At 37.8% G+C, this 12,743-nt stretch carries 14 protein-coding genes and 2 pseudogenes; 14 read left to right on the top strand and 2 right to left on the bottom strand.

Annotated features, from left to right (window positions below; translation table 11 throughout):
• Window positions 1–164: 164 nt before the first annotated feature.
• The 3 genes from MUB24_RS13840 (at window position 165) to MUB24_RS13830 (ending at window position 3,429) form a co-directional block, all read left to right on the top strand.
• Window positions 165–1,577, top strand: coding sequence for an FMN-binding glutamate synthase family protein (locus MUB24_RS13840; protein WP_244705047.1), 1,413 nt, complete (start codon window positions 165–167; stop codon window positions 1,575–1,577).
• Window positions 1,578–1,665: 88 nt separating this feature from the next.
• A complete protein-coding gene (locus MUB24_RS13835) occupies window positions 1,666–2,784 on the top strand; it encodes an NAD(P)/FAD-dependent oxidoreductase (RefSeq protein WP_244705046.1) in 1,119 nt (372 codons plus the stop codon).
• Between the two features lie 471 nt (window positions 2,785–3,255).
• Window positions 3,256–3,429 carry a carboxymuconolactone decarboxylase family protein gene (locus MUB24_RS13830; RefSeq protein WP_244705044.1) on the top strand — a complete coding sequence of 58 codons (174 nt, stop codon included), beginning with the start codon at window positions 3,256–3,258 and terminating at the stop codon, window positions 3,427–3,429.
• Window positions 3,430–3,540: 111 nt separating this feature from the next.
• Here MUB24_RS13830 and MUB24_RS13825 read toward each other — a convergent pair whose 3' ends face one another.
• On the bottom strand, window positions 3,541–4,413 hold the full coding sequence (locus tag MUB24_RS13825) for a DUF3307 domain-containing protein (RefSeq protein ID WP_244705042.1): 873 nt from the start codon (window positions 4,411–4,413) through the stop codon (window positions 3,541–3,543).
• Window positions 4,413–5,186 carry a hypothetical protein gene (locus tag MUB24_RS13820; RefSeq protein WP_244705040.1) on the bottom strand — a complete coding sequence of 258 codons (774 nt, stop codon included), beginning with the start codon at window positions 5,184–5,186 and terminating at the stop codon, window positions 4,413–4,415. The genes MUB24_RS13825 and MUB24_RS13820 overlap by 1 nt, the downstream gene beginning before the upstream one ends.
• 398 nt (window positions 5,187–5,584) lie before the next feature.
• Between MUB24_RS13820 and MUB24_RS13815 the strand changes: the two genes are divergently transcribed.
• The 11 genes and pseudogenes from MUB24_RS13815 to MUB24_RS13765 form a co-directional block, all read left to right on the top strand.
• Window positions 5,585–6,637: an NAD(P)/FAD-dependent oxidoreductase gene (locus tag MUB24_RS13815; protein WP_244705039.1), complete on the top strand. Its 1,053-nt coding sequence runs from the start codon at window positions 5,585–5,587 to the stop codon at window positions 6,635–6,637.
• A 416-nt stretch (window positions 6,638–7,053) separates the two neighbouring features.
• A pseudogene (locus tag MUB24_RS23690) lies at window positions 7,054–7,742 on the top strand (DUF4158 domain-containing protein).
• A 201-nt stretch (window positions 7,743–7,943) separates the two neighbouring features.
• A complete protein-coding gene (locus MUB24_RS13800) occupies window positions 7,944–8,120 on the top strand; it encodes a hypothetical protein (protein WP_244705033.1) in 177 nt (58 codons plus the stop codon).
• A 247-nt stretch (window positions 8,121–8,367) separates the two neighbouring features.
• Complete coding sequence (locus MUB24_RS13795; RefSeq protein WP_244705031.1) at window positions 8,368–9,315, top strand: helix-turn-helix transcriptional regulator; 948 nt, start codon at window positions 8,368–8,370, stop codon at window positions 9,313–9,315.
• A 96-nt stretch (window positions 9,316–9,411) separates the two neighbouring features.
• Window positions 9,412–9,705 carry a MarR family transcriptional regulator gene (locus MUB24_RS13790; protein ID WP_244705029.1) on the top strand — a complete coding sequence of 98 codons (294 nt, stop codon included), beginning with the start codon at window positions 9,412–9,414 and terminating at the stop codon, window positions 9,703–9,705.
• Between the two features lie 195 nt (window positions 9,706–9,900).
• Window positions 9,901–10,800 (top strand): DNA-3-methyladenine glycosylase family protein, encoded by a 900-nt coding sequence (locus MUB24_RS13785; protein ID WP_244705027.1) that lies wholly within the window; start codon window positions 9,901–9,903, stop codon window positions 10,798–10,800.
• Between the two features lie 67 nt (window positions 10,801–10,867).
• Window positions 10,868–11,224, top strand: coding sequence for a VOC family protein (locus MUB24_RS13780; RefSeq protein ID WP_244705025.1), 357 nt, complete (start codon window positions 10,868–10,870; stop codon window positions 11,222–11,224).
• A 215-nt stretch (window positions 11,225–11,439) separates the two neighbouring features.
• Window positions 11,440–11,538 (top strand): annotated as a pseudogene (locus MUB24_RS23495) (recombinase family protein); the annotation flags it as partial.
• A 91-nt stretch (window positions 11,539–11,629) separates the two neighbouring features.
• Window positions 11,630–11,935 (top strand): DUF4158 domain-containing protein, encoded by a 306-nt coding sequence (locus MUB24_RS13775; RefSeq protein ID WP_313898451.1) that lies wholly within the window; start codon window positions 11,630–11,632, stop codon window positions 11,933–11,935.
• Between the two features lie 216 nt (window positions 11,936–12,151).
• Complete coding sequence (locus tag MUB24_RS13770; protein WP_244705023.1) at window positions 12,152–12,568, top strand: Tn3 family transposase; 417 nt, start codon at window positions 12,152–12,154, stop codon at window positions 12,566–12,568.
• Window positions 12,569–12,599: 31 nt separating this feature from the next.
• On the top strand, window positions 12,600–12,743 hold a 144-nt coding region (locus tag MUB24_RS13765), incomplete at its 3' end, for a transposase (protein WP_244705165.1).

Below are 12,743 nucleotides of genomic sequence, written 5' to 3'. Positions count from 1 at the left end.
CATACGATTTAAAGATTTTTTTAGTCTTTCCGTAAAGGAAAGATTAATACATACTATCCCCGATGTAGCTGAGAGAGCAATTTCATATCAAATGATAATTATTTCTCCTCTTGGGCAATAATGGAAAATGACTGTTTAATTTATTCCATATTGGAGAAGTGATTATGCCGAACTTTTTAGATTATGTGTCTTTTGTACTGATATCCCTATTATTTGTTCTTATTTTAATAATACTTGTTGGTTGGCGTTGGATCATGAAACGAATAGTTAAACAAATGGGAAAAATCATTCTAACCGATAGTTATCAAGAAAATATTATGGAGTTACTACCAGGACTACGACATATGGGTATTCAAAATATAATTGAAAATAGTTTACGTGCAGAAACAGGCGATGTTCTCCATCGTCCGCTTGGTTCCTCAAAAACGTGGCCGAATTTAGATACAATTACGTTTATCCCTGCACAAACGTCTCCATTTCCCATAGATGGTGAGGAAGAGGTAGATGTTGTCGTTACCATTGGACCAAAAGCGAAAAAGCCGATGAAAATAAAAATTCCACTTATGATTAGCGGCATGGCCTACGGTATTGCCCTAAGCGAGGAAGTGAGACTTTCTTTGGCAGGAGCAGCTAAGAATGCAGGAACGGCTATTAACTCCGGTGAAGGCGGCGTCTTTCCTGAAGAATTAGATGCTGCTGGAAAGTATATTTTGCAATTTTCTAAAACAGAATGGTCAAAGGAAGAGCATCTTATTAAACGAGCCGATATGATTGAAGTTAAATTAGGGCAGGGTGCCTTATTGGGAACGGGAGGAAAAATTTCACCTGAAAATTTAACAGGTCGTGCCCGCAAGATAATGGGACTAAAGGAAAATGAGGATGCAGTCATTCACGATAATTTTTTTGAAGATCAAACACTAGATGATTTGAAAGAACTGGTTGATGAACTCCGTCATTTAACAGGGGGAGTTCCAATTGGCGCTAAAATTGGGGCTGGTGGAAAAATTGAAGAAGATATTGATCATTTAATTTACATTGGAGTGGATTATATTGCAATTGACGGTGGACAAGCAGCAACCCTAGGCGCCCCGCCAATTTTATCTGATGATTTTGGGATTCCTACATTACATGCAGTTTTCCGAGCTTCCAATCATCTGGAGAAGAGAAATAAAAAGGATCAAATTAGTTTAATTGCATCGGGAGGATTATTTGTCCCGGGGCATTTTTTAAAAATACTTGCACTAGGTGCTGATGCTGTATATATAGGTTCAACCATCCTATTTACAGTTGCCCATACTCAATCTCTTGTTCCACTACCTTTTGAACCACCTACACAAGTCGTTTGGAATCAAGGGAAATTTAAGGATCAATTTAAGATGGATGAAGGCACTCAATCAGCAGAAAAATTCTTAACAGCAAGTATTGAAGAAATGAAAATGGCATTAAGAGCGATGGGAAAACGCTCTTTAAAAGAGCTATCAAAAAAAGACTTAGTATCTTACGACGAATTAACGGCTAAAATGCTTCGTATTCCATTTTCATTTGAACCTTGGGAAGACAAAAAAATAAAGAAATAACAGATTGTTGGGAATCCATCATTTTTGAGAACGTTAGATTTAAATAGGTATGGTTTAGAAAATACTAAAAAAAATGGAAGTGATCGCTATGAATATTGTTATTGTTGGAAGTGGATTTGGAGGATTAAATGCGGCTATTGAGATTAGAAAAAAATTAAAAAAATCTCCACATGATGTCATCGTTATCTCTGAAAAGGCTGAATTTGTTTTTCGTCCATCCTTAATTTGGCTGCCTTTTCACAAACATAGCATTAATAAATTCACCTTTCCACTTCGTCCAACATTTGAAAAGATCGGTGTTACGTTCATTGAGAAACGTGTTCAAGCCATTAAGCCAAAACAAAATCATGTTATATGTAATGATAATGAAATCATTGAGTACGACTATTTAATACTTGCATCAGGTGCTTCTCCAGACTGGGCAAGAATAAAAGGATTAGAGGAAATGAGTGCATCTGTCTATGATCTATCATCCGCTCTTCAAACAGGAAAAAGGCTGGAAGAAATGGAAGAAGGTGAACCCATTGTCATAGGTGTTGCGCAGGAGAATCCAAACCCAGGTATTGCGTATGAGTTTTTATTTGAGTTATATACGTATCTTAGTGGGCGTCGTATCAAATGCCCAATAACGTTTTTCACATATGAAAAAGAGCTTTTTGACGGAAAAGGAACAGAGCCGACAGAGCAGCTTGAAGGATTAATGAGGGAAAAACAAATAACGTACCATTGTAATGTTTCAATTAAAAAGGTAGATGACAGAAAGATCTATTTGAATAATGGAAAACGACTGCCTTATTCTTTTTTACTCGTTTTACCTCCTTATAAAGGGAAGGAATATATTCCATCATCAAAAGATTTTAAGCATGAGAATGGCATTCTACCTGTTCATGAAACGCTCCAATCCGTACAATGGGAAAATATTTTTGTTGTTGGTGATGCAAATAATATTAAAGGAACAAAAACAGGGCGTGCTGCTGAGCTCCAGGGCGCACTTGCTGCTGAAAATATCATCAAACAGATGCAGCATGAACCACTTATGTTATTCCAACACGACACACTTTATATAATGGAGATTGGAAAAGAAGGTGCCATGTTTATCATGAATACTTCGTCTAAACCAGGAACATTAAAATGGACAATGAGTGGCATGATGCCACATATGCTGAAGCGAGCATTTGAAAAATATTACTTACTTAAGTTCAGCTAGCGATAAGGATTTATATGACACAGCATGCAAGATCAACCTAAGTGAGTGGGCAAAGGTTTTTGAAGCTTCAGGGAACGCACAAACATTTGTTTTGATGACAGCAGCGGTTTGGATTTTAGCGATTGGTTTATTTTATGTATAGGGTCAAATTGTGAAATAAAGTCCTCGTATACTCTTACAAAACTTTTAAAATGCTGATAGAATGATTCTAATAATTATGATAAAGGAGTGCAGTCTGTTTTGGCTTTCCAGTTTTAAATAAAGCATAGCTAGTATTCATCTTTCTTTAAACTAGTTTTAATTCCTACCTAAAAAGTTAAATCGGCTTATTTCTTCAAAAGCTTTTACCAAATCGTCATAAGAATGACCAAAGCAGCCAAAAAATTAAAAGTATCCGATTAAAAGACGGATGAATTAAAGAAGTGGAAAGAAACAGGGATATTTACTGAGGAAGAGCAGGTGGCGCTTGAGTTGGCAGAGAATCTGACGCTGGTTTCAGAAAATGGTGTCAGTGATGCGTTGTATGAGCAGGTAAGAAAATATTTCAGTGAAAAAGAATATGTTGAACTGGTAATGGTCATTATCCAAATTAATACGTGGAACAGATTGTCTATCTCCATGGGGAATCACGCCGACGGGACATAGGTCTTTATGAATAAATTGATCAAATCAACGGTTATAGGCTCTCACATTGTGTTTTACAGGCTGTATTAAATTTTAGACAAGGAGCCATTTTAATTACTGGCTCCCTGTCTTTTACATAAGGACACCTTGTACAACAAGTCCAAGCACTAACCCAAGAAAAATAGAGGACAGTGTACCTAATAAGAAATATTCCGCCCAGTTTCGATCATCCAACTGTTTGAAGCGTGCAATCGCCTTAGCAGCGATAATAAAAGCAATGGATGGGTAGGCGCCAATTACTGTAAGGATAATAACAAGCAATCTTTCTATATAACCAATCAATTTTCCGCGCGAACGAAGTGGGGTGGAGTAGGTAAAATAATGATATTTCTCCGTGAAACTACTTTCTGTTGTTAGTTGATTTTTTTCTTGTCTAGCCTTGATCTGGTTGTTCAATGTCAGTTCGCCTTCAAAGTTTGCAAACTCGGAGGGCAAGGAGCCGATGATATATTTTACGATATGGCCGCTGACACTTGTCGCCAAAATGTAAATGATGATCAGAAATAATACTGTGTTGACCATACTTAAACTACTTGTCCTATATAAGTCTAACAAACTTGCTGTCATTTCTGTCACTTTCATAGAAAAAAAGAGAATACAAGCTATGAGTATCATAATGACATGTAATACTTGATCTAATAGAAAGTATCCGAGCCTTTTCATATTATCCGTTGTGCTTTTTGGAATGGAGTCTAATAATTTTATTTTTGATAAATCAATCAAAAGGTGCGTGATCATCATAAAAGCTAAAGGCAGAATAAAGTAGGAGTTTATATGTTGAAATTCGTATTGGTATCCCCATATAATTGCAAGTGCGATTCCTGTTGTCAGTAGATGGTGAAGTAAGTGTTTTTTCAGATGTTTTATTTTATTTTTCACCATCTGGTCTGATTGCAGCCAAAAGTCAGCGATTAAATGGGCGAGAAATAGCAATAGTACAGTCATTATAATTTCCTTTCTTTAGGAAAATAATCGTTTAGATGATTCCTGATATGTTGTTTAATGTTTGTCTGCAGCTTATCTGTCAGATGCTGCTTATCTTGCATTCCTAATGAATCCAATACCTTCACAATGTCATAAAAAGCATGTAAGATGACTTGCGTTTTCCCCTGTTTCATATGATGGGATATTGTAGCTGTTGTTCTTTCGAGATATTGGCTCACTTTATTTTGTTGGCCGAGCATGACATATAAAGAACAGACGAGGGATTGTATTTCGGTTTGCTCGTTCATTTGTTCCTGTTTTAGAGTTAAGATCGTATTGATTAGTGTCTCAAACTGTTTACTAAAAATGGTGAAGCTTTGTTCATCTGAAAAATCCGGTAATGCAAAGTGAAATAGCGGTCTGTTCTGTTGTTTTTTCAGGTAATCATTGGCGTTTCTTGCTTGTTTCATTAATGGATGAATCCAAGTTTCTATGTTTATTTCACTTACATCCTCTTGAATATCGCCAATTGATAATCCAAAATAAGGTTTATGATTGGTGAATTTCCAAATCCGGCTTATATAAAAAGCAAGTGTATATGCCGTTGCATAGCCGCTGCTTATAACCACCAATTCATCGCCGGCACGGTGACTAATCTTTGTCACAGCCGTATTTTGTGTCCACTGAGTAATGTCACTTTTTAATTGCTCCAGATATTCACTTAATTCATTTCCGCAATTTTCTTTAGACGAATTACTTATATCCATGATGAAGACAGAGACTTCATTTGACATGAAGAAACAGCTCCTTCTTTATCCAAGGTATAGAGAAGTTTGATGCTATAATCGAATATAGCATAAGTTAGATGAAACAGTCAAACTTTTTAAAAGTTTGATGATTGGTTATATTCATCAAATAGGCTACAAAACGCCCATTAAATATCATTAAATATAATTATATTGACAATGTATTAGTTTGAGGATAAAATAACTGTGATAATGAGAATCATTATCACATGATGCGATTCTATTTTAGTTGTATTAGCTCAGATGATAGAGGACCCAGTTTCAGAAATACCTTCTGTGGTACTTATTAGACGATAGCATGCTCTTGAACCAACATTAAATTTGAAAAATATAAAAAAAGATGCTAAGGAGTACACGAGAAATTTAAACTTAGGAAGGGTTGTTAGATGATGACAGAATGCAAAGATGTAACGATCATTGGTGGTGGCTCAGCAGGATTATATGCAGCTTTCTATTGTGGGATGCGAGATTTATCCGCTCGCATTATCGAATTTAAACCTAAGCTCGGTGGTAAGGTTCATGTCTATCCCGAAAAAATGATTTGGGATGTAGGAGGTATAACACCGATTACCGGCGCTCAATTGATGAAGCAAATGGAAGAGCAGGCGCGTACATTTGATCCAGAAATTATTTTAAATGAAAAAGTAGAAAAGCTTGAAAAGAATCAAGAGGAGCTTTTTGTGGTAACAACCCATACAGGACATAAATACGTTAGCAGAACGGTTATTTTGGCAACTGGTGGAGGGATCTTTGAACCAATTAAATTGGATATAGAAGGAGCCGACCGTTTTGAAGTAAGCAATCTTCATTATACGGTTCAGAGCCTTGAGGCATTTAAAGACAAGAAAATAGTCATTTCCGGTGGCGGAGATACAGCAATCGACTGGGCCAATGAACTGGAACCCATCGCAGAAAAAGTATCATTGATTTATCGTGGTGAGCAATTCAAAGCGATGGAAGCGCACATTGCTCATCTGGAAGCTTCCTCTGCTGGGATCTATAAAAATACGAAGATAGAGAAACTAATTGCTGACGAGGACGGTCGTCGTATCAAAGAGATCTTGACAAAAAACCAAAAAACCGGAGAAGAGGTTCGGTTTGAAGTGGATGACTTAATCATTAATTACGGTTATGACAGAGAACTGAAATTTATTAAAGAAAGTCCATTACAAATAGAACTGGAACGTGACTTTTTCGTGAAAGGATCTGGGAAAGCAGAAACGAACATAGCTGGTTTATATGCTGCTGGGGATATTCTTTCATTTGATGGAAAGGTAAGATTAATCGCTGGTGCATACAATGACGCAGCAAATGCAGTGAACCAAGCAAAGCTGTATCTTAAGCCAGATGCATATACAGAGATTTATGTATCTTCACACAATGCGAAATTTGATGAGAAAAACAGAGAACTGCTTTCCCACTTATACACTAAAAACTAAAAGAGGTAAGAGCGGAAAGGTTCTTCGACGTTTTATTTCCTACTACCGATCCCATTATAAGAATCGTATAAGCATTGCAAATCAAAAATTCCCATGTCCGACGACACATGCCTTCCGTTGTGACCATTGATTTATACATACTTTCATTTCGCAAACGCAAGAAGGCCCGTAGCTTGCTCTAAACATGTAACCCTATCTGTGATCTGATCTCCTTTCTGGTGTAAGAACTTTTAGGATATCGGGGTAGTATCAGCGAAGCTGTCACCACCCGCAATAGGGGTACGGAAACGATTCGCAGATTGAGGGGCCACTATGGGAAATAATGTAATTAACAGCCGAGCCTATCAAAATGATAGGTTTTTATTTATTATAAAATAGGGAATCAAAAAATTCAGATAAGTGAGGAGGGATAAGAATTGCCAAGTATTCAGGATACCATTTACCCTCGGTTTAAAAGTAATCTAACCGAGAAGGATTTGGAAGAAGTGTACACCCCAGCAATGAATGAAATAGAGTGGGCAGAAGTTAAGTCTAAAGGGACCTTGCAGCAATTAGCCTTACTCGTTTTAATTAAAACTGTACAGAAGCTTGGATTTTTTATCCGTATTGTCGATATTCCAGAAGCAATTGTCGTACATATTGCGAAAAAAGCTTACTTGCCTTTGTCTGCAAAAGAAGAATGGAAAACGTATAATGAAACAAGAACGTCCAAACGCCATTTTCGCTTTGTTCGGGATTACTTCAGCTTCGGCCATTTGATCATGAGGCCCATAACATTTTGATTGAAACAATGAGCAAACTAGCCTTTAGCAAGGATGACCCAGCTGACCTAGTTAATGCTGCGATTGAGGAATTAATAAGTCAACGTTATGAATTGCCCGTTTTTAATACCTTAAAGGATGCAGCCAATGATGTTCGAAACAAATCCTATCGTTCCATCTATCATCAGATTGACCATACACTAAATGATGAACAAAAAAAGAATATAGATCAGCTTTTTCAGATTCCCGAGGGCTCTGCCTATAGTCCGTGGAATGAACTGAAGGAGGATGCGAAAAGAGCCACTTTATCACACCTCAACGATTTAATTGTACGTCGGAATTGATTAATAAACCAACACATTCCAACCGATTTGCTGGAAGATGTTCCTCACATCAAAGTGAAACAAATGGCAGCAAGGGAACAGGTGGTATGCTATTTTCTGTGTCGAAGGACAAGCGCCGCCGCCAACTACTTTGGATATACATAACGCAATAGGTATGGACGTTGGAAATGTGTCTTTGGCAAAGTAAAGGAGTGACCTTAAATGCTAGATATTGATAAAATCCGATGGATGATGAACCGGAGAGATTCAAGATGGTGGGAAGAAGACTCGTGGGAGATTTATAACAAGCTTCATTATGATATGTATGATACGATGGATTTCACATTGCTTCAACAGTATTGGCGCTTTTGTTTACAGTTTATTGAACCATTATTTTGAATCGGTGGAGTGCGTTTACAAAATAGGATGGATGTGAAAAAATATCCCGACAATGAAATTATCTTGAATTCAAGTCTTCAATCAACGGGCGCGTTAACGGAATAACCCAAGAAACCTTGTCCTGATTTTGGATTACCATATAGATGCCGATACACATCTATGTCCAGCAACTCCAGATCCACCAAATCATCTTCTCCATTAAGATGTGGTACTATTATTTTGCAATAAACAACAAGGGAGGCAACCCATGAACAAAACAGACCGATTGTTTGCCATCGTGCTGGAGCTACAACGTAAAGAAGTTGTACGGGCCGAAGATTTGTCGACCCTATTCGAAACTAGCGTGCGGACCATTTACCGCGACATTGAGGCGCTGAGTGAAGCGGGCGTGCCGATCATAGGAGCCCCTGGTACAGGATATTCCCTGATGGATGGCTATTTCCTGCCGCCGATCAGTTTCACGGTACCGGAAGCCGTGAGCTTGCTGATTGGAACAGACTTTATCGAACAAAGATTTGATGATGATTATCGTGTCAAGGCGCAAGCCGCTCGCGGCAAAATCGAGACCATTCTACCGGAAAGCGTTCGCAATGAAACATCTCGTGTACGCAACGCTATGCGTTTGCTCAATTCCGATAAACAGGCCCTGCCGCCAAAAGAAAAGGAATATCTAGAAAAGATCCGTCGGGCAATATTAGACAAGCGAAAAATTGGCTTTCATTATGTAAAAAGACTTGCAGATTCCGAGGGGAATCGCCATAGTGTTCGTAACGTTGCTCCCTATGGATTGGTGCTCGTTCAAGGATCGTGGATGCTTGTGGCCCATTGTGATCTGCGCCGAGACATTCGCCATTTCCGATTATCCAGAATGACGGAACTTATCGAACTGGAAGAACGATTTAAAATACCGGGGCACTTTAACTTTAGGGATTATACTCCTGCGGATGATCGGCACTTGCTGGTTCGTCTCCGATTTAACCTTGACATCGCAGATAAGGTGAAGGAATCTAACTATTATTACATAGAGGATATGGAAGAGCATCAAGATGGATTGGATGTGGTCATACGCGTTCGTCAACTGGAAGAAGTGTTGCAATGGGTGCTTGGCTGGGGAGCGGGTGTGATAGTATTAGAGCCTGAATCGTTTCGAAATTGGATTCGTGAGGAAGCTAAAAAAATGTTAAAACGCTACTGACATACTGTTGTCAGTAGCGTTATTTTATAATCGGAGTAAGTAAGCATAAAGGAGTGAGAGAAATGCGAAGTAGTATATCTTACATCGGTTGGAGGGATGATAGAATACGGAATTGTATCGTTTATTATAGAAAGGATGGTATTTCGTGAATTTTGCTTCTGTACGCATCATCACCGACGACGTGGGCAATTTGGGGTTCTTCAATATTTAGAAGAACATCCAAAAGCCTCACAAAAACAAGCGGAAGCCCTCCAAATTGATCGTACAACAATGGTATCTCATATTGATTATTTGGAGGAAATCCAGTGTGTGCAACGAGTGAGGAATCCAAAAAATAGGGGATTTTTTGCGTTGAGGGTCACGAAACAAGCCAAGGAGAAATTAAGGTAGGGGGAGCATTATCTCGAAACTATTGAATTGGATGTTCTTTCAGGGATTTCAGTCAATGAGCAAAAGGAACTCAAATCGATTTTATTAAGGGTATGGACAACCATATCGAAGAAGGAAAAATAATGAATCGTATTGGAAGAAAATTCGATTGTGACTGTTAATGGGTTTGGAACCCATGGAAAAAGGTGATTTTTAATGTTGTACAAGAAAATGGGTGAGTTATTCCCTAAAGCCCCTTTTGATTTTGAAAAAACCATAAGGTTTTTAGGTGGATTTCCCCCAACTAAAAAAGAACAAACACTGAATGAAAATCATCTAACCAAAGCCATTTTAATGAATGATCAAATATTTGTCTTTGATTTACAATCAGAAGGTGGTATTGAAAACCCAAAATTGATATACACCATATTTTCAGACAAGGATATCTCGGATAAGAGCTTAAAAATGCTTGAGAAGAAAATCGATCATTTTTTAAGTTTATCTGATGATCTCAAGGAATTTTATACTTTGGCATCGGAAGATCCGTGGTTCCAACACATTAATAAAAAACTATATGGCTATCATCAGGTTAAATTTCTTACTCCTTTTGAAAATGCCTGCTGGGCGATTTTTACCCAAAAGACGCCCACGAATATCGCCAAGGAAATCAAGATGAGATTCTGTGAAAATTTTGGTCAATCACTAGAAATAGACAATCAATGTTATTCTGCATTTCCCGAGCCGGTAAATATCCTTAGGGCTTCCGAGGAAGAAGTAGCAGAGACGATCAAAAATAAGCGAAAGACCCAATATTTGATGTCAGTCTGCGAAGCATTTTCCAATGTTGATGAACAATTCCTCACCGACGGAGATTATGATGAAGTTGAATACTGGTTAAAAGCCATTAAAGGAATCGGTGAATGGTCAGCCTCGTTTATTCTTATCAGAGGGATTGGGAGAATGGAACGATTACCTGTTAGCGAAAAAATGCTATTAAAGGTGTTTTCGGAAACTTATAAAGGTGATCAGGATGTTAAGGTGATTGCTAATCATTATGGAAATTGGAAAGGATATTGGGCCCATTATCTTCGTGCTTTGGGTGCATTTACAAAATAGAGTAGTATAAAATCGTTCAAGATACAAAATGCTAATATATACCACAATATTAAAGGAGATGAAGTACATGGCTACACCGCAACTCGACTTTTCATCTATTCAGGTAAGGGATCTTGAAAAATCACGTGAATTTTATCAGAATACCTTTGGTTTTGAAATTGAAAATGAAAATCCAGGAGCCTATGTCTTTAAAAATGAAAAGGGCGCTTCTTTTGCTATTAGAAAACCTTTGGTTGATTTGGACAGAGCAGGCAAGCTTGGATGGGGAGTCGCACTTTGGTTTTCCGTTCCTGACGTGGAAAAACGATATGATGATGTGCGTGGCAAAGAAGTGAAGATTGTTAAGGATTTAACAGACAGTCCCTTTGGTAAGGTGTTTACAGTAGAAGATCCTGATGGATATTATATCACTTTCCACGGATAAATCCCCCTTAGTTTGTACAAAGATATAAAATGTTTTGCCGTTAAAGGGCACTTTTCTGGAGTAAGATAATTATTTATGGACTGAACGGTAAAAACCGATCAGTCTATTTTCTATCAATAGGGTACACCCTATTGATAGAAATCTGGTTCCTTGATATTATTAGCTTGATAGACTCTCAATAACACCTATCAAAAATACATATTAAAGGACAAAAAATGATCTATGGATATGCTCGAGTAAGCTCACAAGACCAGAACCTTGATACCCAAATTGAACAACTTACAAATACGAAGCTAGGTTCCCTCATACAAAAAGTGAGATACCTAAAACAGTTATAGAATACATAGCTAAGCAGCTAGAAATGAAGCCCGATATTTTTCTGAATATGATTGGACCGGACGTACCATTACTTATCATCGTTCGGAAATCCGCACTTATTTTGGATTTCGCGAAGCTACTAAACAGGATGTAAATTTGATGACAAACTGGCTGTGTAAGCACGTTTTACATCATAGCCATGAATTCAACCATGTTGAGGACAAGTTATATCAACAATATAGAGAATTAAAAATTGTACCTCCCACCCCAGATCGAGTAGAGCGTCTTATTCGCTCTGCTATCTACTCTTACGAAGAACAATTTTTCACTACTATTTATCAAAGGCTTTCTAACCAGACCTTCGAGGGACTAGATAGATTAATTAATCAGTGAGAAAAAACTGATGATTCCCCAGAATCTGAAGAAGCATTAACGTTTCATGAATTGAAGTCCGACCCTGGGCGCGTTGGATTAGAAACGGTCTTCAAAGAGCTACATAAGCTTCAAACCATAAAAGGGCTGCAATTACCCTATAATTTATTTAATGATATATCACCTAAAATTTTAAAGAAATATCGAAGGCGTACAGCAACCGAGGATATTCGCGAATTGCGTCGGCATCCACCGGAAATTCGCTATACTCTTTTATCTTCCTTCTTTTGGATTCGAAGAGCAGAAATTACGGACGGTCTGATTGAGCTGCTTATACAAATTATCCATCGTATTAATGTTAGGGCCGAACGTAAAGTGGATAAAGAATTGATACATAATTTAAGGAAGGTAAATGGGAAAAACAATCTATTGTTCCAAATGGCTGAACAAGCGTTAGATAATCCAGACGGAATTATTCGGGATGTCCTCTACCCTGATAAAGACAATTTACGTAACGCTATTGCTAAGATTGTTAATGCCATTTTGCGAAATAAAATGACAGATATATGGGGGGAAGGAACAACTTCCTGTGCTTCTGATTCCAAGAAATTTGGTGCGTGGGACCAAAACCTTATAATGGACCCAAGAAACTAGACACGAAATGAGGAGATGTTAAAGTAGGTTTATGAAACAAAGAAAACGATATACATCAGAATTCAAATCTCAAATTGTGCTAGAAATCTTGAAGGAGGAAAAAACACTAAGCGAAATTGCTTCTGATCACGGAATTCATGTTAATCAATTGAGGCAATGGAAGAAAGCTGTTATT

Origin of the sequence: Lederbergia sp. NSJ-179 (genome assembly GCF_022867885.1) — a bacterium.
Lineage (GTDB): Bacteria > Bacillota > Bacilli > Bacillales > Bacillaceae_C > Lederbergia.
Note: the sequence above shows the minus strand (reverse complement) of the source record. Positions and strands in the feature narration are given on the sequence as shown.